This is a genomic window from Halodurantibacterium flavum (assembly GCF_042681825.1).
Lineage (GTDB): Bacteria > Pseudomonadota > Alphaproteobacteria > Rhodobacterales > Rhodobacteraceae > Halodurantibacterium > Halodurantibacterium flavum.
Map to the genome: position 1 here is coordinate 253,694 of NZ_JBHUGH010000001.1, position 23,672 is coordinate 277,365.

The following is a 23,672-nucleotide window of genomic DNA, read 5'->3' on the forward strand; positions in this document are numbered from 1 at the left end:
CAGCGCAGCCCCCGTTCCGCGCCTCCGCGCCGGCGTCTTCTCTGCAGTGCGGCCATTGCCGCCATGCTCCTCCCGGCCGCGGTTGCGGCGCAGACGCGCGACGACACCTTGCGCCTGCTGACCTATAACGTGTGGACACGTTTCAATCAGAATGTGACGGGTCCGGCGCAGTTCTTGGCCCAAGGCGATTACGACGTCATCCTGATGCAGGAGGCAGGCAGCAACAAACGCTATGTCAGCGACCTGCCGGGGCTTTTGACCAATTCAGGCACGGGCAGCTATCAGGCCTGGACGGGGGGCAGTTCGGCCATCCTGTCGCGGCTGCCGGGCGAGGTCGGGGCACACCGGATGCCGAATCTCACAAGCCAGGGGCGCGACATCACCTGGGCGCAGGTCGACGGCGCGGGCGGGCGCCCGGGCATCACCGTGGGCTCGGTCCATTTCGACTATGGCGACGGCCCCGCGCGGCGGGTTGCCGAGGCGCAGGCGCTCAACGCCTGGGCGCGCAGCCTGAACGGCCCGCTGATCATGGGCGGCGATTTCAACGCCGGCGACGTGGCCGAACGCGGTCTGCACCGGGCGGAACAGCAATCCTATCTCTTCGCGCGGATGGTCATGCGGCCGGGCAGCAACGCGCTGTGGCAGAACCTTTCGCAGCAATACATCCCGGAAGGCCGGGCCGAAGAATATGCCGCCTACGCCGCCGCGATGCAGGCGGTCGAGGGCAACGGGCAGCAGCGCTACATGAACGTGCTGCAGGCCTATTTCGACCAGAACCGCGACGAATTTCCCGGCATCACCAGCATCAACAACATGAGCTGGCGCCAGTGGGAAACCATCATCGCCCATGACATGGCCCAGAACGGGATCACCTTCGAGGACGAGATGTATCCGATCGCGGGTAATACGCCCGTCACCATGAACGTGCTGAAACAGCAGTTCATGCTGCTGCAGACCGAGGCCGAGCGCGAGCTGTTCGCACCGCACGAACTGGGGGACGGGCGCGCCACCTGGCCCTCGAAGCTGGAGGATGCGGAGAACACCTGGCACAGCTGGGACCGCGTGCGGATCGACCATTTCATGGCCTCGCGCCCCTACGGCAAATGGTTTCGGGTCGTCAGCGACCCGAACGACCCCTATCTGGGCACGATCGACGACATCACCGTCGACCGGGGGGACGGCACGCAGCTGCCCCTGTCGGATCACGATCTGGTCGCGCATGAAATCCGCTGGGTCGGCCCGCGGCTCGAAACCTTCGGCGATAACGAGACCCGGCTCGCCTGGGACGCCGGGGCGAGCACCTGGACCGAGCGCGAAGGGGAATTCCTGCTCAGCCGCAACAACATGCGCACGGACGTCTATCTGGGCCAGATCGCCGATGCGAACGGCAACCCTATCCTTACCGATCTGACCGAGGCCGAGCGGACCACCCTGCTGGACTGCACCACCGCCGACCCGCGCTTTCAGCAGGCGGTGCTGGACTACTGCATCGACGATCACAGCTTCATCGGCGAAACGCTGGTGGCCGATGGCGGCACGATCCTCATCACCGAGGATGCGGCCCTGGGCAATGCGGACGCACAGCTGCGGCTGAACGGCGGCGGTCTGGCAATGCTGGGCACCAGCATGACGGCCCTTGATCGCGCGGTGGTCCTGGAGGGGCAGGGCGGCTGGCTGGACGTGCGTGACGAAGCCGGGCGTATCGACGCCAAGGGCGTGATCTCGGGCAGTGGCGATCTGATCAAGCGCGGCGACGGGCAACTGGTGCTCTCGGCGACCAATACCTATACCGGCGGCACCACGGTCGAGCGCGGAGCGCTGATCGTCAACGGGTCGATCGCCGGATCGGGCCTGATGACCGTGGCAGATGGCGCGCGGCTTGGCGGCACCGGCACCACCGCGAGCGTGGCGGTCGCCAGCGGCGGAACGCTGGGCGCCGGAAACAGCATCGGCACCCTGACCGTCGACGGGAACCTGTCCTTTGCCCAGGGCGCGATCTTTGAGGTCGAGACCGATGCCGACGGCAACACGGACCGTGTCGATGTGACCGGGACTGCGGTGATCAACGGCGGCAGCGTGCTCGCCCTGTCGGAAACCGGCGTCTATGCCCTGAACACCGAGTATCAGATCCTGACGGCGCAGGGTGGCATCACCGGCACCTTCGACAGCGTCAGTTCCTCGCTGGCGTTTCTCGACGGCCGGCTGAGCTATGGCGCGACCAGCCTTGCGCTGAACCTCGAACGCAACGACACGGCGTTCCGTTCGGTCGCGACCAGCGGCAACAGCCGCGCCACCGCCGATGCGCTGGAACGTCTTGGCGAGGGCAACAGCCTCTTTGACCGCGTCGTGATGCTGGGCGGCGAAACGGCCCGGACCGCCTTTGCCGACCTTTCGGGTGAGCTTAACGCCGCAGCCTTTGGCGCGCTCGCCGGTCAGAGCGTTCTTGTGGGCGACATCTGGCGCCAGAACGCGCAGGCCCCGGCCGAAGGCTCCAGGGTCTGGATCGGCGCCTATGGCGAGGACGGCACCATATCCGGCAGCGGCGATCTTTTCGACGTCAACCGCGACGCAGTCGGGACCCTTTTGGGGATGAACGTCACCGCCGATGGTGGCTGGACCCTGAGCGGGATGGCAGGCTTTGGCCGCGGGTCGCTGTCGCTGGACGGCGCACCCGGCAAGATCGACACCGACGACCTGCATTTCGGCCTTTCGGTAGGTACGCAGATCGGCGCCACCAGCCTGCGCGGCGGCGCGAGCTTCAGCCGCAGCCGGCTGTCGGGTCATCGCGACATCCGTATCGGAACCGCGACCGAACGCAGCTCGATCAGCGGGAACATGGACACGACGCACCTCTTTGCCGAGGTCGAGCATTCGGTGGCGTTCGACACGCTGCAACTGACCCCCTTTGCCCGGCTTGGCCATGTGCATGTCGGGGCCGACGGCCTGCGCGAAACCGGCAGCGATGCCGCGCTGCGGTTCGAGGACGGCAGCTACAACGCCACCTATGGCGATCTCGGGGCGCGGCTGCAAACCGCCCTTGGTCAGGCGGGAACGACGCGCCTGCACGCAGAGCTTGGCTATCGCGCCGTCCTCTCGGGGGATGAGGCGACGGTGGGCGTGGCCTTTGCCGGGGGCGACGTGTTCAACATCTCGGCCGCGGGCATGACGGGCGATGTGGCCACGGTCGGTCTTGGCATCGACCATGACCTGACCGATGCGGCGGTCCTTTCCGCCAGCTATGGCGGTGCCTTTGGCGGGGGCAGCACCACCTCGGCCATCAGCGTCAGCCTCGGCCTGCGCTTCTGACACGTCCTGCCACTGAACCCGGGCCGCGGCAATCCTGTTGCCGCGGCCCGGTCATTGGGTGAGGATCAACCGATTTCTGCTGCGATATTTCAGTCTGATGGATTGCGGTGCATGGACGAAACCAACAAGAAGGGCCAGCGGCAGGCACGGCTGCTCGGGGAGCTCAAGCGCCGGAACTACCTGTCGCTGGAGGCCATCGCACGCATGTTCGACGTGACCATCCAGACCGCACGGCGCGATGTGATGGAACTGGAAAGCCACGGCCGGCTGCGACGGATGCATGGGGGGGCGATCACCATCGACGCGATCTCGCCCGAGGAACTGCGCCATCGGCGTACCCATAATGTCGGGCCCAAGGAACAGATCGCCGCGCGGGTGGCGCAGGAAATTCCGAACGGCGCCGCGGTGTTTCTGGACACCGGAACGACCTGCGAAACCATCGCGCGGGCCTTGGTCGGCCATCGCGGGCTGCGGCTCTTGACCTACAGCCTGCGGATCGCGGCCTATCTGCGCGAGGCCACCGATTTCGTCATCGCCATTCCGGGCGGCTTTGTCCGGCAGGTCGATGGCGGCGTCTTTCGCGAAACCTCGCACGATTTCCTGCAGAGCTTCCAGTTCGATCTGGCGGTCATCTCGGTCAGCGGGCTGGACTGGACCGGCACGCTGGCCGACGACGACCCGGCCGAGGTCGAGATCGTCCGCGCCGCCATGGCGCAGTCCCACACGGCGCTTCTGGCAATCGATGGCAGCAAGTTCGGCCAGCGGGGGCTGGTGCGCCTTGGGCCGCTTACGGATATGGACATCGTCGTGACGGATCACCCGCTGCCCGACCGGATCAGCGACCAGATCGCCGGGGCGGGCGTCCGCTACATCCAGGTCGGCGGCTAGCCCCGCGCGGGGGCGAGCGAGGTCACATCCACCGGGCGCGGATCCATCTGAAGATGCAGGCGCTGGCCCTCATAGGGGCTGTGGCGGGCGACCACGTCAAGGTTCAGCTCTACCCCCAGCCCGGGTTCGCGCGAGGGCAGGATATGCCCGTCCTCCAGCCGCAGGGGGTGGCGCAGAACCTCGGCGTGAAAGCCGGAAAAGTCGAGGATCGCCTCATGGATCAGGAAGTTCGGGGTGGCGGCCGAAAGCTGGATCGAGGCCGCAGCCCCCACCGGCCCGTTATAGAGATGCGGCGCGATCTGCGCGTAATAGGCCTCGGCCATGGCGGCGATCTTTTTCGCCTCTGACAGTCCGCCCACCCGGGCGACGTTCATCTGCAGGATCGAGGCCGCCCCCGTCTGCAACACCCGCAGGAACTCGTATTTCGTCGTCAGCCTTTCACCGGTGGAGACGGGGATCGAGGTCGCGCGCGCCACTTCCGTCATCGCCTCTTCCTGCCCAGGGGGAACAGGCTCCTCGAACCAGAGCGGATCGTAGGGCTCAAGCCGCCGCGCCAGCCGGATCGCCGAGGCCGGCACCATCTGCCCATGCGTCCCGAACAGGATATCGGCGCGGTCGCCCACGGCCTCGCGGATGCGGCGGCAAAACATTTCGCATCGCGCCATCACCGGTAGCGAGAGATGATGACCCGAATAGTTGGTATAGGGGCCGGCCGGGTCGAACTTGAGCGCGGTGAACCCCGCCTCGACCATTTCCAGCGCGCATTCGGCGGCAAGATCAGGGTCGTCGAAGTCCAGTTCGCCCGCCGCATTGCGGGGATAGAGATAGGTATAGGCCCGCAGGCGGTCATGCACGCGCCCGCCCATCAGCGCGTGAACGGGCCGCCCCGCAGCCTTGCCGATGATGTCCCAGCAGGCGATTTCCAGGCCGGAAACGATGCCCATCATCGTCGGGTCGGGACGCTGGGTAAAGCCGCTGGAATAGGCCGCGCGCCAGAACCGCTCGATATCATGGGGGTCGTGGTCCAGCAGATGGCGGGTGAATACATCCTCGATCAGCGGAACCAGCGCCGCGGGGTGAAAGGCCGTGGCATAGATCTCGCCCACCCCCGTGATGCCGTCATCGCTGCGCAGGGTCACGAAGATCCAGTACATCCCGCCGATATGGGGCGGCGGCACCGCGACGACATGGGTTTCAAGCGAGACGATCTTCATCGGTCGATCCTTGGCTGAAGGGGCAGGGCGCCATGTCGCGAACCTCGCGCGGAGGGGGCTGCGGGCGCAAGCGCAATCTGTCGTTGCACAGCGTTGCAAAACCTTGCGCCGCGCCCCGGATTGTCATTCACGCGTCACAAGAGGGCGCTATTCGCGCCGCATGACATCGGACCGGACCACGCCGCAGCCCACCGCCCAACCCGCCGCCGAATTGCGGCTTGAGGGGATTTCCCGCCATTTCGGCGCCTCGGCCGCGCTGTCGGAGGTGTCGGTCACGATCCCGGCGGGGCGGTTCACCGTGCTCCTGGGTCCGTCGGGCTGCGGGAAATCCACCCTTCTGCGGCTGATCGCGGGGCTCGACCGGCCGGATGCGGGCCGCATCCTGCTGGACGGGCAGGACATCACGGCGCTTCCGCCGGCGGCGCGCGATCTCGCGATGGTGTTCCAGTCCTACGCGCTCTTTCCGCATCTGTCGGTGGCCGAAAACATCCTGTTCGGCCTGTCGGTGCGGCGGGTCCCGCGCCCGGCGCAGCGCGAGAGGCTGGGGCGGGTCGCGGGCATGATGGGGCTCGACACGCTCCTTGACCGCAAGCCGGGGCAGCTTTCGGGTGGGCAGCAGCAGCGGGTGGCGCTGGCGCGGGCGGTGATCTCGGAACGGCCCGTCTGCCTGATGGACGAACCGCTGTCGAACCTCGATGCGAAGCTCCGCGCCGAGATGCGGGTGGAAATCCGGGCGCTTCAGCAACGGCTGGGCCTGACCATGGTCTATGTGACCCACGATCAGGTCGAGGCGATGACCATGGCCGACCAGATCGTCGTCATGAACGGGGGGCGGGTGGAACAGGTAGCGGACCCTCGCGGCCTTTATGCCCGACCCGAAACGACATTCTGCGCCCGCTTCATCGGCACACCGCCCATGAACCTGATCGCGCCGGACGATCTGGCTCTGGCCGACGGGATCATGCCTCCGGGGACGCTGGCCGGCCTGCGCCCCGAGGATATCTTTCTTGCGGACCAGGGCCCCGAGGCGGCGGTCGAGGGCATCGAATATCTGGGTGCGGACCAGTTGATCGCCGCCCGCATCGGCCGGTCGCGCCTGATCCTGCGCCTGCCCGCCCGGCAGGGACCGCCGCCCGCCCGTATCCGCATCGGCTGGGCCCCGGGCGCGCTGCATCTTTTCGACCCGTCCGGACGGCGCATCGCCGTGCCGGAACATCTCTTTTCCCCCAGCTCAGTGAAGGAACCTGTGCGATGACGCTCACCCTCCGGTCGGCGCTGCTTTCCGGCGCCGCTTTTGCCCTTTCGGTCTCTGCCGCTGCGGCGGTGGAGCTGGAATTCTACTTTCCCGTCGCCGTCGGCGGCGAGGCTGCGGACACGATCGAGGCGATGACCCGGTCCTATATGGACGCGCATCCGGATGTGACGATCAACGCGATCTATACCGGCAGCTATGCCGATACCACGACCCGCGCCATCACTGCCGCCCGGGGCGGCAACCCGCCGCAGCTCGCGATCCTCCTCTCGACCGACATGTTCACCATGATCGACGAAGAGGTCATCGAGGCCTGGGACGACCACCTCTCCCCCGAAGAGATGGAGGAATGGGTCGGCGGCTTTTTCCCGGCCTTCATGAAGAACAGCCAGACCGAGGGCAAGACCTGGGGCATCCCGTTCCAGCGCTCGACCCCGGTGATCTACTGGAACAAGGACGCATTCGAGGCGGCGGGCCTCGACCCCGAAACGCCGCCCCGCACCTGGGACGAGATGGTCGAGATGGGCCGCGCGCTGACTGTCCGCGACGGGTCGGGCAACGTGACGCAATGGGGCGTGCGCTTCCCGTCCTCGGGCTTCCCCTCGTGGCTCTATACCGGGCTTGTGGCGGCGAATGGCGGCATCCTTGCGAACGAGGCCGGGACCGAGGTCTATTTCGACACGCCCGAGGCGGTCGAGGCGCTGGAATACCTCGTCTCGCTTTCGACCGAGCATGAGATCATGGCGCCGGGCATCCTTGACTGGGGCGCAACGCCCCGCGCCTTCATGGATGGTGAAAGCGCGATCGTCTGGACCACGACAGGCAACCTCGGCAACATCCGTGCCAACGCGCCCTTCCCGTTCGGCGTGGGGATGCTGCCGGCAAACACGCAGCCGGGCGCGCCCACGGGTGGCGGTAACTTCTACCTCTTTTCGGGGCATGGCGAGGAAGAGACCCGCGCCGCCATCGATTTCGTGAAATGGGCGACCGAACCCGATCAGGCCGCGAAATGGTCTATCGCGACGGGCTATGTCGCGCCGCGTCCCGATACCTGGGAAACCGAGGCGATGCGCACCTATGCCGAGGAAGTGCCGGGCGCCGTCGTGGCCCGCGACCAGCTGGAATATGCGGTGGCCGAGCTTTCGACCTTTGAAGGGCCGCGCGTGACGCAGATCCTGAACGACAACATCGCCGCCGCCATCGTGGGCGACAAGACCCCGGCGCAGGCCCTGGCCGATGCACAGCGTGAAGCGGATGCGATCCTTGCGGCCTATCGCTGACACTTCCGGGGGCCACCAGCCGGCCCCCACCCCCCGGGCCCGGGGGCCGCGATGAGGCGCGAGTGGGTTCACGCCTGGCTTTTGCTGTTGCCGGCCCTGGTGCTGCTCTTCGGGTTCACCCATCTGCCGGCGGTCCAGACGCTGATCGACAGTTTCTGGTCCACCCCGCGCGGGCGGCGGCCGTCGGTCTTTGTGGGGGGTGCGAATTACGAACGGATGCTGGCCGACCCGATCTTTCTGCGGGCGATGGTCAATAACCTGATCTATGCGGCGCTGACCATTCCGGCCTCGATCGCGCTGGCGCTTGCCATGGCCTTGTTCGTCGAACGCCGGATCGCCGGGCGCGCCTTCCTGCGGATGGCCTATTTCACGCCCACCGTCCTGCCGCTGATCGCGGTGGCGAATATCTGGCTCTTCTTTTACCTTCCGGGCTTTGGCCTCTTCGACCAGATCCGGGGCCTTTTCGGCCTGCGCCCGGTGAACTGGATCGGCCAGCCCGCGACCGCGCTTTATTCCCTGACGCTGGTGAGCATCTGGAACCAGGCGGGGTTCTTCATGATCTTCTTCCTCGCCGCGCTGCAGACCATCCCCGAGAGCCTGCGGGAAGCCGCCGCGCTGGAGGGTGCGTCGCGCTGGACGTTCTTTCGGCGGGTGACCTGGCCGCTGATCATGCCGACGACGCTTTTTGTCTCCGTCAATGCGACGATCAACGCCGTGCGGATGGTGGACCATGTCTTCGTGATGACCCAGGGAGGGCCGAACAATGCCTCGACCCTGCTGCTGTACTACATCTATGAACAGGGCTTCCGGTTCTGGGACACGTCCTATGCGGCGACGCTGACGGTGGTGATGGTCGCGATCCTCGCACTTGTGGGGATCGGGCAGTTCCTGCTGCTGGACCGGCGGGTGCATTACCGATGAGAGCCGTGACGCTCCACCCCGCGGCTGTGCCGCTTGACCGGGTCCTCTTTGTGACGGGCGGCTGGATGCTGGCGCTGATGTGGCTGTTGCCGCTCGCCTATGCGATCTGGACCGCGTTTCACCCGCCGGCCTATGAAACCCGGTTCGATCTTTTCGCGCCGCTTACGCTCGCGAATTTCGAGCGGGCGTGGAATGCCGCGCCTTTTGGCCGCTACTTCCTGAACACGATCCTGCTGGTGACGATGGTGCTTTCGGCGCAGCTCGTGCTGGCGACGATGGCGGCCTTTGCCTTTGCGCGGCTCAACTTTCCGGGGCGGGAGGTTCTGTTTTCGCTGGTGCTGCTGCAACTGATGGTGATGCCCGACATCCTTCTGGTGCGGAACTACGCGACGATGGCACAGCTGGGGCTGGTGAACACGATCCTTGCGATCGGGCTGCCCTATTTCGCGTCTGGCTTTGCGATATTCCTGTTGCGCCAGACCTTCCGCACCATCCCGCGCGAGCTTGACGATGCCGCGCGGGTCGAGGGGTGCGGGACGCTCGGCCTGATATGGCGGGTCTATGTGCCGCTTGCGCGACCGACGATGCTTGCCTTTGCGCTGGTTTCGGTCTCGCATCACTGGAACAACTTCGTCTGGCCGCTGATCATCACGTCATCGGTCGAGACGCGGCCCCTGACGGTGGGCCTTTCGATCTTTGCGACCACCGACAGCGGCGTGGAATGGTCGGTCATCAACGCCGCGACGCTTATCACCTCGGCGCCGCTTCTGGTCGGGTTCCTGCTGTTCCAGCGGCAGTTCGTCCAGAGCTTCATGCGCGCCGGCATCAAATGAGGACCTGACATGACCCTGCCCCTGCTGGGCGTCGCGCTGACGCACAAGGATATCGCCCCGCTGCGCGACTGGATCTTCGATGCGGGCCGCGCGATCGAGATCCAGGATTTCGTGATGCCCGAGGTGATCGCGGGCGACACCGCGCCCCTGATCGCCGCCTGCCGTGCGGCGCTTGACGGCCATCAGGGTCCCTTGGGCCTGCACGGGCCGTTCTTCGGCCTCGACCTTTCGAACCCCGACCGGGACATCCGCGCAGTGATCCGGACACGGCTGATGCAGGGGCTCGATGTGGCGCAGGCGCTGGGGGCGGACCAGATGGTGGTGCACAGCCCCTTTACCTACTGGCATGTGCTGAACTACGCGAATTACAGCACCCTGCGCGAAACCCTGTTCGAGGCCGCCGCCGATTGCCTTGCCCCGGTGCTGGAACGCGCGGCGGATACGGGCTGCACGCTGGTGCTGGAAAACATCGATGATACGGACCCGCGCGACAGGGTCGATCTGGTGGCGCGGATCGGGCATCCGGCGCTCCGGGTCTCTATCGACACCGGGCACGCGCAGCTTGCACATGGCCGCTACGGCGCGCCGCCGGTGGTTGATTTCATTGATGCCGCCGCGGGATATCTGGCCCATGTCCATGTGCAGGACGCCGACGGCTATGCCGACCGTCACTGGGCACCTGGTGAGGGCAACGTTCCATGGGCACCGGTCTTTGCGGCGCTGGCCGCATCAGACCCCGCACCGCGCCTGCTGCTCGAGGTGCGCAACCGGCTGGAACGGCTGCCGGCCTGCGTGGCGGCGTTGGAGGCGCGCGGCTTCGCCCGCTGACGGGTTGCGGGGTTGCAAAACCCCGCTTTTTCTGCCCCTCTCGGCCAAATCAGAGGAGACCAGATGACCCAGGATTTCCGCCCCATCGTCTATCTCATGGCGGCATGCCCGCACTGTTTCAAGCTGCGCCTTTTCCTTCTGGAGGGGGGACTGATCGATCAGGTGGAGCTGCGCCAGTTCGAGAATGGAACGCCCGAAGAGGATGTGATCCGCGCCGAGCTTGCGCCGCATTTCGACAAGACAACTTTTCCCGCGGCCCAGATTGCCCCGGGCGAGTATCTGAAGGAATCGGACGCGCTGATCGACTGGTTCGCCGAACGGCATGGGCTGGACCCCGCCAGGATGGCGACCTATCAGACCTATCTCAACGGCCCCTACCGGCAGATCCTGAGACTGTTCGGCGAAAACCGGGAACTGCGCGCCGCGCAGCGATGAGGTGGGGCTGCGACGGTGCGGGGCTGACGCAGTTCAGGCCGCTTTGGCCATCCCGTTCCCGGCAAGAGGCCCGGCAAGAGGAAGGTTCGCGCAGGCGATAAAGCCGTCGGCATCGTCGCCCGCAGCGCGCCGTGTCAGCAGGCTGATGCCCACGAAAAGCAGCGCCGAGACGGGAAAGCCCAAGACACCCGCGTTCAGCCCCCAAAGTGAATCGCCCGTCAGGTACATCGCGATCACGAAGGCAACTCCGCCGAGGATCGAGCCGATCGCCCCGGCTGCCGTGCCGCGCCGCCAGAAGAACGCGCCGATGATCGCCGGCACCACGACCACAAGCCCCGCCGAGGCTGCGACCGACAGGACGGCGATCATCCCCAGTTCCAGCCAGGCAAACCCCATCGCGAGGATCGAGATGACCGGGATCACGACCTTGCCAAGCCGGAGCTGCCGCGCCTCGTCCCGGTCGCCGGTGACATTGCCCCAGACATCGCGCGCAAAGACCGAGGACAGCGTCAGCAGGATTGAATCGATGGTCGAGACCGCCGCCGCCAGGATCCCGATCATCACCACGACCCCCAGTGCGGCCGGCACCATGTCCGACCCCAATAGCGTCGATGTCGCCAGATCGGGCCGCGCAAGGTCGGGAAAGGCCACAAAGGCCGATAACCCCCAGATCACCGAGACGACCGTGTAGACCAGCCCGAAGACAAGGAAGATCAGCAGCATCCGCCGCATCGCGCCCAGCGAGGCGGGCATGAAGAGCCGCTGGCTCACCTGCGGGTTGGAGATGGAAAAGAAGAACCAGGGCAGCGTCAGCCCCAGAAAGGTTGCGAAGCTGAAAAAACCGGGGCCGGGCACGGCCAGCATCTCGGGGCGACGTTCTGCGATGGCGCCGAACAGCCCGGCGAAGCCGCCCAGATGCGATACCACGATCAGCCCCACCGCGACCGAGGCCACGATCATCACCAGCGCCTGCAGGCTGTCGGTCCACATGACCGACCGGATGCCCGCGACCCAGGCAAAGACGATGGCAAGGATCGTCGCGATTCCGATGCCCGCCTCAAAGGGGATCGCGCCGCCGGTCATCCCCGACAGAAGATAGCCCACGCCCGAAAGCTGCACCGCCGAATAGGGGATCAGGAAGACAAGGCTGGTGACCCCCGCCGCGACGGCCACCCAGCGGCTGCCATAGCGATGGCCCAGCATCTCGGACGGGGTGACGAAGCCGTAACGCCGCCCCACTGCCCAGAAGCGCGGACCAAAGACCGCAACCAGCGAGACGCCGGCGAAATAGACGATCTCGAACCCCAGCGCACCGACCCCGCCCGCATAGGTCATCCCGGCGAGCCCGACCATCATGAAGGCCGAATAGGTCGTCGCCGAATAGCTGAGCGCCGAGACCACCCCGCCCATCGCCCGGTTGCCGAGGAAATAGCCGCTCATGGTGGTCGCCCGGCCGCTGCGAGAGATCCAGGCGACGATCAGCGACAGAACGACATAGATCGCGATGCCGGACATGACATAGGCCGGGTTCATTCGCCCTGCCTTTCGTTCGGGGATTCATTGTCCCGAAACGGTGCCATCGCGACGAGGTTAAGGAAAATGACAACCAGTCCCGCAAGGCACCAGAAGAGGAAACTCCCATACCAGGCGGTAACTTCGTGCAGCAGCAGATAGGGCACCGCATAACAGGCCAGAACGACCCCTGCCATGAGCCAGAGCGCAACCCTGCGCGCCCGCAAATGTGCCGACTGACCTGCGGCCATTCCCGTCGATCTGGTCATGCCCTGGTCCCTTCGATCAAGGTTGGCGCACTAAGGCGCGATCGGCGGCACCGCGCAAGACATCCCTGAAGACCCGCCGCCCCTGCGGGGGCGAACCGTTACCGATGCGTCACATAAAGGCAGTACGGCGGGCATTTTCCTGATCGGATGGTCAGGAAATACCCGCCACTCCTAACCGGCCAGCCAAAGGTTCGAGATCACAAAGCCGCTTTGGGGCAAGGCCGGCATCGCGGTCATTCGCACCTCCAGGTTCTGGGCAGGGACATCATAATCGACCTCGCGTGAGAGCAGCCGGACAGTTTCCTCCATCAACGCGATGGTCAGCCATTCGCCCGGGCAGCGATGCCCGCGCAGGAAATCCCCCGCCCCCTGCGGGATCAAGTTGTGCCCGTCATCCGCCCAGTCGCGAAAGCGTTCCGGACGGAACGCCTGCGGGTTTTCCCATAGGTCCGGATGGTGGTTCGTGCCGTAAAGATCCAGCAACACCCATTGCCCGGTCCTGAACAGATGGCCATGCCAGTCAAAGGGCCGCGCCACCCGCCCGCCTATTCCGGGGAAAAAGGGGTAATAGCGCCGCACCTCTTGCACAAAATGGGCAACATCCCCATCCCCACCTTCGGCAAAGCGCGCGCGCCAGCCCGGATAACAATGCAAGGCCAAGGCGATGAAGGTGAGGAACCGGTCGACCGCCACGGTGGGCCGCAACACATTCAAAAGCTCTACCGCAGCGACTTCGAGGTCAAGAAGCCGCCCGTCAATGTCCCGATGAGAGGCGATCAGCGCGAGAGCAGAGCCGTCAGGCGGCGCGATCCGGCCCCGCCGGCAGTCCGCGACCACGCCCTTTGCCCAGCGTTCGGACTGCCGCCGCAGCCGCTGCGCCCAAAGGTTCGCTGGACCGAGGCTGCCGGCATGATCGACCATCGCGCCGAGTTCCCGCGCCCTTGTCCGTGGATCGGCCCGGTCGAGCGGGATGCCCGCCCATCGCAGCACGGTGCGGGTCAGCAGACGCCGGAATTCCCCGTGCAGCATGATCCGGTCTCCGCCGGCCCAAAGGCGCGCCGCTGCGCGGAATTCCTCGGCGAATATGGCGGTGGCCTGATCCAGCCCGGCCGGCGACATCATCGCCAGAAACATCGCCTTGCGCAGACGGTGCGGATCGCCGTCCAGCGATTGCACGCTGCCCAGATCCTGCAAGAGATGCAGCACACTGGCCGGCATCGAGTTCTTGCGGGTAAAGCGGTCGCCACCATAGAACATCCGCGCGGCGTCGGCCCCGCGCATGCAGATCACCGGCGTCAGCATCACGCGTGTGCGAAAGGCGTCGGTGCCATGCAGATCGCAGCGCGACGAGATGAACGAATACCCTTCACGCAAAAAGGGGATCGAGGCATCAAAAACATCCCGCGGTATGCCGGATCCGGCACCGCGAACGGGGCTTGCGCGGTAGCCGGGGCTTGAGATGGGGGCAGGGTGGCTGATATCGGTCATGCGTCCTCGCGTCAGGGCCCGGCGTCAGGCCGGCGTTATACCCCAACCAGCCCGCCGCAGGGGGTGTTCCCGAAAACCGGCGATCTCAGAACGGCAAGAGAACCGGCACCAGAAGCACCGCGACCCCCAGCGTGATGATGGTAAAGGGCACCCCCAGCCGCAGGAAATCGCCAAAGCCATAGCCCCCGGGCCCGACCACCAGCGTGTTCACGGGCGAGGAGACCGGCGTCATGAACGCGGCCGAGGCCGCCAGCGCCACGGTCATCGCAAAGGGATAGGGGGATGCGCCCAGCCCCTCGGCGATCGCCAGGGCGACGGGCGCCATCAGGACCGCTGTCGCGGTGTTGGAGATGAAGAGCCCAAGCACCGCCGTCGCAACGAAGATCATCGCCAGCATCAGGCGCGGCCCCGCGTCGCCTGCCAGACCGACCAGCGCGCCCGCCGCGATCTCGATCCCGCCGGTGCGGTCCAGCGCGATGGAAAAGGGCAGCATCCCCACGATCAGGATCAGGCTTTGCCAATGGATCGAGCGGTAGGCGGCCGTCATGTCGATGCATCCGGCCAGCCCCAGCAGCAGGCACCCGATCAGTGCCGCCAGCACATTCGGAACCGCCCCCGTGACCATCAGCGCGATCACCAGCACCAGCACCCCCACCGCCATCGGCGCCCTGGACCGGGCGGGGACGGCATCGTCGAATTCGGCCGGAAGGTCGAGCAGCAAGAGATCGCGCCGTTCCTCCTGCAGGCGGCGGATCGCCCGCCAGGGTCCCACCGTCAGAAGCGTATCGCCCGCCCGCAGACGTTCGCCCGTCACCGGCCCGGCGACCGGGATGCTTCCGTGTTTCATGCCGATGACCGCCAGCCCGTAGCGGCTGCGAAAGCGCAGGCCCGTCACCGTCTGCCCGATCATGCGAGAGGTTGCGGGGATCATCACCTCGGCCATCCCGATTTCCTGCGAGGCGTCGTGGAAATAACGGCCCGTCAACGGTACCTCTTGCAGGCCGTGGGACCGGGCAAAGCCCGCGACATCGAAGCCCCCCGATTGCAGGTCGAGAAACAGCACGTCCCCCGCCTGCAGCACCGTGGCCGCCGTGGGGCGGACCAAAGCCGGGCGAAACCGCCCCGGACGCTCGATAGCGATGATGTTGATGCCCGCGCTGCCGCGCAGATCCGCCGTGTCGAGCCGCTGCCCGGCCAAGGGCGACCCGGGCAAGAGCCGCAGGCGCCGCTCTCTCCCGGCAAGATCGTATTCCTCGACCCAGCCGGAGAGGGGGCGGCGCTGCGGGTCGGCCTGCGCCTGGCCCGGCCCCAGCAACCGGCGCGCAAGGATCATGTAGATCACCGCCAGCGCGAGGATCGGCAGGCCAAAGGGGGTGAAGTCGAAAAAGCCGAAACCCTCATGTCCGCGCCGCATCAGTTCCGCATGGACCACTAGGTTCGGCGCGGTCGCAACCAGCGTCAGCATTCCGCTGATCAGGGCGGCCATCGACAAAGGCATCATCAGCCGTCCGGCCGGGATCGCGGCGCGGCGTGCGATGCGCAGGACGATGGGGATGAAGATAGCAACCACGCCGGTCGAGCTCATGAAGGCGCCGATCCCGCCCGCGACCAGCATCAGAAGGGCGATGAGCCGCGGTTCGCTTGTCCCCGCGCGGCGCGCCAGCCAGTCGCCCAGCCCCTGCGCCACTCCGGTTCGCACCAGCCCCTCACCGATGACAAAGAGCGCGGCGATCAGGATGATGTTCGGGTCGGCGAACCCTGCCAGCGTCTCGGGCACCGTCACCACGCCGGTAAAGGGCAGCGCCACGAGCATGATCAGCGCGACCGCATCCATCCGGGGGCGGCCCAGGGCGAACATGACCACTGCCGCCGCCAGCAACCCTAAGACGAGGCCGAGTTCCGTCGTCATCACCGTCTCCGCGCAGCCACCCGCCCATCAAACCGGCCTCGCCGCGCCTGCGCAACCCGTGAAGCGGCAAAGAAAAGGGTCGCCGTGCCCGCGCCGCTGCGCTAGTGCTGCCCGGATGACAGACCCCGCGCCCGAACCAGCCACCGACCCCTTCGAGATTTTCCTGACCGCCCCGCCGGGGTTGGAGCCCCTGCTTGCGGCCGAGGCTGCGGAGGCGGGCTTTGACGCGCCACAGCCGGTCCCGGGCGGCGTGTCGATCCGGGGCGGCTGGCGCGATGTCTGGCGCGCGAACCTTGAACTGCGCGGGGCGGGACGTGTGCTCGCAAGGTTCGCGAGCTTTCGCGCCATGCATCTCGCGCAGCTCGACAAACGGGCGCGGCGCGTGGCCTGGTCGGCCATCCTGCGCCGCGACGTTCCGGTCCGGGTCGAGGCGAGCTGCCGCGCCTCGCGCATCTATCACGCCGGGGCCGCCGCACAACGCATCGAGACTGCCATCCGCGAAGAACTTGGCGCGCCTGTCGCCGATGACGCGCCCCTGCGCATCATGGTGCGGATCGAGGACGATCTCTGCACGCTCAGCCTCGATACCTCGGGCGAACCGCTGCACCGGCGGGGTCACAAGCAGGCGGTGAACAAGGCGCCGATGCGGGAAACGCTGGCCGCGCTTTTCCTGCGCGCGGCAGGCTATGCAGGGCAGGAGCCGGTGCTTGACCCGATGTGCGGATCGGGCACATTTGTGATCGAGGCTGCGGAAATTGCCGCAGGGCTGCAGCCCGGGCGGTCGCGGCGCTTTGCGTTCGAGGATCTGGCCTCGTTCGATCCCGCCGAATGGGCCGCGATGCGCGCGGCCCCTACCGTTCCGGACAGCCCTCTGCGGTTCTATGGCAGCGACCGCGACAGTGGCGCCGTCGGGATGAGCGTTGCAAATGCGGAAAGGGCAGGGATCGCCGCCGTGACCCGGTTTGAACGGCACACGATTTCCGATCTGCAACGCCCCGAGGGTCCACCGGGCCTGATCATGGTCAACCCGCCCTACGGGGCCCGGCTTGGCGAGCGCAAGCTGCTGCCCGCGCTTTACGGCACATTGGGCGAGGTTCTGCGCGGGCGGTTCAGCGGCTGGCGCGTGGGCCTTGTCACCAGCGATGCGGGCCTTGCGCGGGCGACGCGCCTGCCCTTCGGCGAGCCGGGCGCGCCCGTGGCGCACGGCCCCCTGCGCATCCGGCTTTACCAGACCGGCCCGTTGCGCTGATCCCTCACTGCGCCCTTACTGCGCCATCGTGCGGCAGTGCTCGGCGCAGCGGCGGCAGGCATCGACACAGGCGGTCATGCCGCCGAGCCTTTCGCAATCATCGGCGCAGGCCGTGCAGATCCGAGCACATTCCGCACAAAGCCGCGCGTGATCGTCACTGCCGAGCAGCATGAAATGCGCGGCACTGCGGCAGATCTCTGCGCAGGCCATCATCAGGCGGAAATGGGTAGGCTCGGTATGTTCGCCGCCCGCCTCAAGGCAATGATGCATCGCCGTCGTCAGGCAGGTCTGGTAACAGTCGAGGCAGGCCGCCACACAGTCGCGGATATCGGGTGCCAGAACCCCTTCTACATGCATTTCGGCGGGCATGTGCCGGGAGGATTGCGGTGTCATGGGCGGCTCCTTCACGTCTGGGACAGTGTCGGAAACAGCCCGGCCGGGCCGATGTTCCCCGGCGGATGCGGGCGCCGGATCGCCGGCACCCGCAAATGGGATCAGTGGCTGATGCCGCTGCCGCCGACCACGGCGACGTTGTAGGGCGTGCCGCCCAGCTCGATCTGACCGGATTCCTGCAGCGATCCCGCGTCGACGCGCCGCACAAGGCCCTGAGCCGGATCGGTAATCAGGATCTCGTCCCCCGCCATGGCCAGACGTGGGCGCGGATCGTTCCAGTGTCCGTCCATGGAATAGAGCCCGGTCACTTGCGCGCTGGCTGTGATTGCGGCGTCCAGCAGATTGATCCGGTGCAGCGTCCCGTCCTCGGTCAGCACATAGCCATTCGCCGGGCGGACGGGGTCGAGCACGAAGTCGACACGCCGGAACGGCAGTTCGATGCGGCGGAAATGCGGCTCATCCACCGGATCGACGACGACAAGCCCGTCCGCGCCGTGATTGCCCAGAAAGACCTGCATCCCGCTCGAACCCAGCAGCGTGCCGGTCGTAACCCCCTGCGGCAGGTCGGCGGGATAGTCGAGCATCCGAAATTCCGGCCCCTCGGCGCCTGCGGTAACGGTCAGCACGCCTTCGCGGCAACCAGCGGCCAGATAGGCGCCGGAAAAGGCCTCACCATGAATGGCGGTGCAGGTGGCCAGATCGCCGGTCGGATTGCCCGCCTCGTCGAAGGCCTGAAGGCCCAGACGGGGCGGGGCGGCGCCATCTTCGACCCGGGCGTCCGACGCGACGGTGCTCAGCCAATGGCCGCGCAGGGGTGCGACAAATCCGTGATGCGCGCGCGCCTGCGGAAAGGTCACGATTTCGGCCTCGCCATGGGACAGGGCGTGTTCGTCGACGATCTCGGCATAGCCGCCAAGGTCGTAGTTGATGACCACCTTGCCGTCATGGCTGACCAGGTGAAAGGGCCGGGGGCCGGTCAGCGTCACATCGAGCGCCGACGGGTCCGAGATTTCGATGTCGCTGTGGTCGCCGTGGTCGTGAAAGGCGATCCCGCTGCGAAAGAAATGGACGGTATCGTCATCCGACTGGATCGCCGCCACGACCGCGCCGCCCGCGACGGGGAAAAGCTTGGCCTGCCCGGTGGTCGCAAAGTCGTGGCGGTGTTCCGGGTCATCGAGGTCGAAGGCCGTCACCTGCGCCTGCGCGTGGTCGGCAACGAAGACCCGGTAAAGGGTGACGTCGCCATGGTCGTGACCTTGGGCTAAGGCCGAAAGCGGCAAGCCGAGCGCAAGCGCGCCAATGATGATGGGTCTGGGCATCTGGGTTCCTCTTTTGCCAATGCGTGATGTTATTGTATAACATAACGTGAGGCGCAAGAGGAGATGCCCGACAGACAGAGGGAGCAGGCGGGAGGGTGCCGGACCTGTCGCGGCCCGGGGGGGCAGCGATTTCCTGATGCGGGGAAGAGGCTGTTTTCAGCGGCGGGTTAATATAAACCTAAGCGCGAATATAAAACCCTTCGCGTAATTCGAAAGGCGAGCGCGGCGGTTTCAGCTACCCTGATATTCATCAGCGAGGAGTCGAATTATGAAAACCGCGTTCATTATTTTCACGATTGCCGCCGCACTTCCGATGGCAGGCATGGCGCAAGAGGGCGCACAGCTTCAGGCAATGGCCTCTTCCAATGCTGCGATCTTTTCCAACGGCACCCTGACCGGGATCGAGGCGATGTCGAATTCGGTCGCGACCGGCACATCCGCCGTCGCCAGTTCAAGCGCAGGCACCTCTGCCGAAGGCAGCTTTGCCACCGCCTCGGCTGGCGCCACCCTCGCGGCGCCGTCCGATCTCTTGTCGCGCGTCACCTATACCGGCGGCGCGTTTGAATCGCTCGTGCTCATCACCACACCCTGAGCGATCAGGGCGGGGGTGGGCCGACCGGCGAGGTAAAGAGGTCAAAGCCCTCTGGCCATTCATGCGCACCCACGGGCCGGTCCGAGGCGATCACACCCGTCGCAATGCCCATGGGCGTCACAAGCGCGGCCGTCTCCACATAGGTGCCGGTGCCCATCGACATGCTGAAGCCGCGCGTCTCCTCGCCCTCCTGTATGACGACGAGCCTGACGCGGGTGACAGGGCCATCGTCGCCGTTGGCGAAAGCGGGCGCGACCGGCATAAGGACTGCCAGCGCCAGAACGGCCGGCAGATAGCGACGGTGCGGTTTCAACATGCTGCTTCTCCCTTTGCGGTGATTACAGGGGGGTCCGGAAAGAGGCGAGGAAGATGTTCTCGGACGTATCCAGGTCACGCCCGGTCCCGTCCCGCCCATAGTCATAGTCGATCCGTGCCCATTGCATCCGGAATGTCGCCGGGCTCGTCCCGTCGTCGAGGTTCCAGGAAAACCCGGCCTGGGCGCGGATAAAGCTCTCTTCGTTCGAGAAGGGCGTCACCTGGCCGCTGACCGACATCCGCGGGTTGATCTGGTGGGTCAGCCCAAAGCTCGTGCTGGCCGCGTCCGCATCGGTGCCGATATCGCTGAACCGCTGGCGGACCGAATATTCGGTCCCCTGATCGCGCCACAGCGCCACGAGGTCGAGCGTGTTGGTCCCGCTGCCCGAGGATGTAAGGTCACCCTCGGCATCCGGCCGGTCGATCGAGGCAAGCGCCGCCATCCCGAGGGTCAGGGTCTGCCCCCCTTCCATGCGGAAGGCGCGGCTCAGGCGGCCTTCGACCGCGCTGTAATAGTCCCTGTCGGGGCGGGTGTAGGCATCGGCGCGGAAGTAGGAGCTCCAGCCGTTCGCGCCCTGGTAGCTGATGTCGAACCCGGCATAGGCATTCGCATCGTCGTCCAGCAGCGCCCCGGTATAATACCGCAGCACGGTCTGGCCGCTGGTCCGGTTGCTCGTCAGCGACAGATGGGGGACATAGCGATAGCGCCAGGTCTCGGTCGTGGTGATCCGGCGGATCGCCTCCTGGCTCGTGATATCAGTGCCGACCTGCACATAGAGATCGCCGATATTCGAGAACTCGATCTCGGAAATCTGGTTGTCGATCAGGTCGATGATCGTGATCGTCCCGTCGATCAGATCGCCGAGCGCGTCGTCAAACCCGCCTTCGGCAAATTCCGAACTGGTCGTGATGCGCGGCCCGGTCGTGAGAAAGGACAACCGGCTGCTGCGGCTGACGTCCCGCACAGGCGAAAAGCCCAGCCACACGCCTTCGGCCCAGGCCACCGGCGTTTCCGCCGCCGTCTGCGCGGGCGTATCGCGATGGCCCACGCGCGCGCGGCTGGTCGAAAAGACCGTATAGCTGTCCCGGGGCAGGCGCAGGTTGTTCGCCGCCAGGAAAAGGTTGTTGCTGATGCGCAGGTTCGGCGCATCCTCACCCGGGGCAAGCGTCGCATCAAGGGACGGCAGCACCCAGGCCAGCGCCTGGAACGCGATTGCCGTATCCGTCCACTCGCTGCCCTCAAGCAGGACAAAGCCGCGGACGGTGCGGTCGAGCGCCGCGCCCTGATCGTTGCTGAAGAGGTTCTGCTCGACCCGCGACAGCGTGATGATGGGTCGTGTCTGGACCCGTTCGCGTCTCGTCACGCTGTTGCCGCCGGCCCGCGCCTCGGAAAAGGTGAAGCCCGCGTTGGGCAGGTCGAGGTCGATCCCCACCTCCTCGCCACCTGGCACGCCGCGCTGAAAGCCGGGTGCCTGCAGGGCCAGATGGGTTGCCTCGTCGATTTCCTGCTGAAACGCCGTGCTGAAGGTAAAGCTCGTGGGGACCAGTGTATCGGGGTCGATCGAGTCAGGATCAGCCGTGACCCCCGGCGTATAAGTGCAAAGCGACCCGGGCGCAGATCCCGGCGCGATGCAGCCGCCCGTAAGGGTCAGAACGGTGCGCGAACCGAGGATGTCCACCGCCTCGCGGCGCGTCGTGGTGATGGTACGGGTCCGGTCCACCGTGTCGAATTGCAGGTACCAGCCGGTCTGACGCCGCCGGAAGAGCGTGCCCTCGACCCCTTCGGAAAGGCTGCTTTGCAGCGTCTGGGTCGCGCTGAACGAAAGCGTTCCGTCCCGCGCGTCACCATTCAGACTGGTGAGCGCGACAAACCCCCGCGCGCCGTATTCCAGCACCGCCCCGTTCAGCACGAACCGGCTGGTGAGGGGAACGACGCCGCCCGTCGCTGCCGTGGCCTGTTGCGGGTCGCGCCGTTGTTCAAGTCTGCTGTCGGTCAGGGTGCCGTCACTGACGGACACCGGCAAATCGTCCTGCGCTGAAACTGATCCTGAAGCACCTATGAAAAACAGCGCGCAAGCGCCGACTGCCCCCTTCCGGAGATAATGCCTTGCCATTCAACTTCTCACTTTGGCGCGTCGGAATGCGCGCCTTTCCTCCCTGAATTGCGAGGCGGCACGGGGCCGCCTCACGCCTTCCACGTCAGTTGACGTAGCCGTTGATGTTCACGGAAGATTCAAAGCCGGAGCCGCCGAGGGTGACCGACGAGTCCACGTTGGAGCCGTAGTAGGTGCTGGTCGCACCGGAGTTCGCGGTCGAACCGCTCACATAGCCGCCGGCGGCGACTGCGGTCGAGTTGGCCACAGCCGTGCTGCCGGTCGCGAGCGCGACAGCGAGCGATTCCAGGCCGAGCGCCGAGGATTCACCGCCGAAGGTTGCGCCGATCGAGACGGCGACGGCGGGGGTCATGTAATCGGGGGCCGCAAAAGCTGCGCCAGGCGCAATCACGAGACCAGCGAAAAGAGCCTTCGCAAGAAGGGTTTTGGTCGACATGGGTTTCTCTCCCGGAGAATTTTGTTGGGTTGTCGCACCCTCCTCGGGTGCGTCCTTTCTGCATATCACATTCGATCAAATTGAAAGCAAAATTTTTCACTATTTGTTTACATTCAGGGCGATACGAGTTTTCCCGTGGCTGGCGCAGCACGGTATATTTCGGATACCATAATTATTGTTCGGCTTTTGGACCGGAAGACTGGGAAAAATCTAAATCCGCAAATAGCAAAACGCGTGTAACGCGAGGGACAAACTGCAACCTCAGGCAGAAAACGCTGCATCCGAGATTCATCTTTTTCACAACGCACATGGGACGGCGCGGATCAAATGAGTCGTATCGCGCATTTCGGACTGCCATATGGGCGCCCGATGACCAAGGGGATGGCGGTCAGCCCCGCGTCGTGCCCGATGTGTCGGCGCGCCCCGCGATATAGTCCCGCAAAAGACCCGCACGCCGTGGGCGAAAGCTTTCTCCGCCGCGGACAAGCGCCTCGATCCGGTTCGCATGGAAAATCCGGAAGTCGCCGCGCAACCGGCAATGGGCCAGCAACGTCAGCGCATCGCTGCCATAGGACAGGCCCAGCGGCCAGATCTCCCGCTCGGTCACGCGGTCGGAAAGGTCGCGATAGCGGATGCGCAGGCTGAATTCCTCCCAGCAGGCCGCGCGCAACAGGTCCATGTCGATGGTCACGGCGGGCCGCTGATCTGCGCGCCGCCAGCTCCGCATCACGCGATGCATGGCCTGGCGGGCCTGCGCGTCCGGCAGCGTCGCGATGATACGCGCCATGGCCGCCTGTCCCGCCCGGCTGAGCGTGGCATCGCCGATATGTTCGAGCCCGCTGAGCGCCAGCATCAGCGCCTCGATCTCCAGCCGGGAAAAGCTCTGCGGTGGCAGTGCAGTGTCTTCGGTAAGGACATAGCCCACACCCGCCGCCCCGTCGATCAGCGCCCCGCCGGCCCGCAACGTCGCGATATCGCGGTAAAGCTGTCGCAGCGATACGCCGGTTTCCTCGGCAAGACGTGCCGCCGTCACCGGTTGCGGCAGGCGCCGCAACACATCCATCAGCCGCATCAGCCGGTCGGTCCGGGCCATGACATCCTGCCGCGTTCTGTCAGCAT

Annotated in this window: 21 protein-coding genes; 10 read left to right on the plus strand and 11 right to left on the minus strand. The window is 66.0% G+C overall.

Annotation, left to right across the window (positions count from 1 at the left end; genetic code table 11):
- Nucleotides 1-63: 63 nt before the first annotated feature.
- On the plus strand, nt 64-3,306 hold the full coding sequence (locus tag ACFSGJ_RS01140; protein WP_390258763.1) for an autotransporter domain-containing protein: 3,243 nt from the start codon (nt 64-66) through the stop codon (nt 3,304-3,306).
- Between the two features lie 111 nt (nt 3,307-3,417).
- A complete protein-coding gene (locus tag ACFSGJ_RS01145; RefSeq protein ID WP_390258765.1) occupies nt 3,418-4,194 on the plus strand; it encodes a DeoR/GlpR family DNA-binding transcription regulator in 777 nt (258 codons plus the stop codon).
- Here the strand turns inward: ACFSGJ_RS01145 and ACFSGJ_RS01150 are convergent.
- Nucleotides 4,191-5,408 carry a mandelate racemase/muconate lactonizing enzyme family protein gene (locus tag ACFSGJ_RS01150; RefSeq protein WP_390258767.1) on the minus strand — a complete coding sequence of 406 codons (1,218 nt, stop codon included), beginning with the start codon at nt 5,406-5,408 and terminating at the stop codon, nt 4,191-4,193. The genes ACFSGJ_RS01145 and ACFSGJ_RS01150 overlap by 4 nt on opposite strands.
- Nucleotides 5,409-5,568: 160 nt before the next feature.
- Between ACFSGJ_RS01150 and ACFSGJ_RS01155 the strand changes: the two genes are divergently transcribed.
- The 6 genes from ACFSGJ_RS01155 to ACFSGJ_RS01180 all read left to right on the plus strand — a co-directional run bounded on the left by ACFSGJ_RS01155 (nt 5,569) and on the right by ACFSGJ_RS01180 (nt 10,957).
- On the plus strand, nt 5,569-6,663 hold the full coding sequence (locus tag ACFSGJ_RS01155) for an ABC transporter ATP-binding protein (protein ID WP_390258769.1): 1,095 nt from the start codon (nt 5,569-5,571) through the stop codon (nt 6,661-6,663).
- A complete protein-coding gene (locus ACFSGJ_RS01160; RefSeq protein WP_390258771.1) occupies nt 6,660-7,940 on the plus strand; it encodes an ABC transporter substrate-binding protein in 1,281 nt (426 codons plus the stop codon). Before ACFSGJ_RS01155 ends, ACFSGJ_RS01160 begins: the two co-directional genes overlap by 4 nt.
- 51 nt (nt 7,941-7,991) lie before the next feature.
- Nucleotides 7,992-8,861, plus strand: coding sequence for a carbohydrate ABC transporter permease (locus ACFSGJ_RS01165; RefSeq protein ID WP_390258773.1), 870 nt, complete (start codon nt 7,992-7,994; stop codon nt 8,859-8,861).
- Nucleotides 8,858-9,694: a carbohydrate ABC transporter permease gene (locus tag ACFSGJ_RS01170; protein ID WP_390258776.1), complete on the plus strand. Its 837-nt coding sequence runs from the start codon at nt 8,858-8,860 to the stop codon at nt 9,692-9,694. The genes ACFSGJ_RS01165 and ACFSGJ_RS01170 overlap by 4 nt, the downstream gene beginning before the upstream one ends.
- Before the next feature lie 9 nt (nt 9,695-9,703).
- On the plus strand, nt 9,704-10,522 hold the full coding sequence (locus ACFSGJ_RS01175) for a sugar phosphate isomerase/epimerase family protein (protein ID WP_390258779.1): 819 nt from the start codon (nt 9,704-9,706) through the stop codon (nt 10,520-10,522).
- 63 nt (nt 10,523-10,585) lie between these two features.
- Nucleotides 10,586-10,957 (plus strand): glutathione S-transferase N-terminal domain-containing protein, encoded by a 372-nt coding sequence (locus ACFSGJ_RS01180; RefSeq protein ID WP_390258781.1) that lies wholly within the window; start codon nt 10,586-10,588, stop codon nt 10,955-10,957.
- Nucleotides 10,958-10,990: 33 nt separating this feature from the next.
- On the opposite strand, the gene ACFSGJ_RS01185 is transcribed toward ACFSGJ_RS01180, so the two are convergent.
- The 4 genes from ACFSGJ_RS01185 to ACFSGJ_RS01200 form a co-directional block, all read right to left on the minus strand.
- A complete protein-coding gene (locus ACFSGJ_RS01185) occupies nt 10,991-12,490 on the minus strand; it encodes a sodium:solute symporter family protein (RefSeq protein WP_390258783.1) in 1,500 nt (499 codons plus the stop codon).
- Nucleotides 12,487-12,738, minus strand: a complete 252-nt coding sequence (locus tag ACFSGJ_RS01190) for a hypothetical protein (RefSeq protein WP_390258785.1) — start codon at nt 12,736-12,738, stop codon at nt 12,487-12,489. The genes ACFSGJ_RS01185 and ACFSGJ_RS01190 overlap by 4 nt, the downstream gene beginning before the upstream one ends.
- A gap of 171 nt (nt 12,739-12,909) precedes the next feature.
- Nucleotides 12,910-14,226 (minus strand): cytochrome P450, encoded by a 1,317-nt coding sequence (locus tag ACFSGJ_RS01195; protein WP_390258787.1) that lies wholly within the window; start codon nt 14,224-14,226, stop codon nt 12,910-12,912.
- Nucleotides 14,227-14,311: 85 nt separating this feature from the next.
- Complete coding sequence (locus ACFSGJ_RS01200) at nt 14,312-16,135, minus strand: SLC13 family permease (protein ID WP_390258789.1); 1,824 nt, start codon at nt 16,133-16,135, stop codon at nt 14,312-14,314.
- Nucleotides 16,136-16,250: 115 nt separating this feature from the next.
- Here ACFSGJ_RS01200 and ACFSGJ_RS01205 point away from each other — a divergent pair, with 115 nt between their 5' ends.
- Nucleotides 16,251-17,384: a THUMP domain-containing class I SAM-dependent RNA methyltransferase gene (locus tag ACFSGJ_RS01205; protein ID WP_390258790.1), complete on the plus strand. Its 1,134-nt coding sequence runs from the start codon at nt 16,251-16,253 to the stop codon at nt 17,382-17,384.
- Between the two features lie 15 nt (nt 17,385-17,399).
- On the opposite strand, the gene ACFSGJ_RS01210 is transcribed toward ACFSGJ_RS01205, so the two are convergent.
- Together ACFSGJ_RS01210 and ACFSGJ_RS01215 are read right to left on the minus strand one after the other, a co-directional pair.
- Nucleotides 17,400-17,777, minus strand: a complete 378-nt coding sequence (locus ACFSGJ_RS01210; RefSeq protein WP_390258793.1) for a four-helix bundle copper-binding protein — start codon at nt 17,775-17,777, stop codon at nt 17,400-17,402.
- 101 nt (nt 17,778-17,878) lie between these two features.
- A complete protein-coding gene (locus tag ACFSGJ_RS01215) occupies nt 17,879-19,096 on the minus strand; it encodes a hypothetical protein (protein WP_390258796.1) in 1,218 nt (405 codons plus the stop codon).
- 268 nt (nt 19,097-19,364) lie between these two features.
- On the opposite strand from ACFSGJ_RS01215, the gene ACFSGJ_RS01220 reads away from it, so the two are divergent.
- The gene (locus ACFSGJ_RS01220) at nt 19,365-19,688 is read left to right on the plus strand and encodes a hypothetical protein (protein WP_390258798.1); all 324 of its coding nucleotides are present in this window, start codon (nt 19,365-19,367) and stop codon (nt 19,686-19,688) included.
- A 4-nt stretch (nt 19,689-19,692) separates the two neighbouring features.
- On the opposite strand, the gene ACFSGJ_RS01225 is transcribed toward ACFSGJ_RS01220, so the two are convergent.
- The 4 genes from ACFSGJ_RS01225 to ACFSGJ_RS01240 form a co-directional block, all read right to left on the minus strand.
- Nucleotides 19,693-20,004: a hypothetical protein gene (locus ACFSGJ_RS01225; RefSeq protein ID WP_390258799.1), complete on the minus strand. Its 312-nt coding sequence runs from the start codon at nt 20,002-20,004 to the stop codon at nt 19,693-19,695.
- A gap of 22 nt (nt 20,005-20,026) precedes the next feature.
- Nucleotides 20,027-22,021: a hypothetical protein gene (locus tag ACFSGJ_RS01230; protein WP_390258801.1), complete on the minus strand. Its 1,995-nt coding sequence runs from the start codon at nt 22,019-22,021 to the stop codon at nt 20,027-20,029.
- 181 nt (nt 22,022-22,202) lie between these two features.
- Entirely contained in the window at nt 22,203-22,553 is a 351-nt protein-coding gene (locus tag ACFSGJ_RS01235; RefSeq protein WP_390258802.1) for a hypothetical protein, read from the minus strand.
- Nucleotides 22,554-22,941: 388 nt separating this feature from the next.
- The gene (locus ACFSGJ_RS01240; RefSeq protein ID WP_390258803.1) at nt 22,942-23,646 is read right to left on the minus strand and encodes a helix-turn-helix transcriptional regulator; all 705 of its coding nucleotides are present in this window, start codon (nt 23,644-23,646) and stop codon (nt 22,942-22,944) included.
- Nucleotides 23,647-23,672 lie beyond the last annotated feature (26 nt).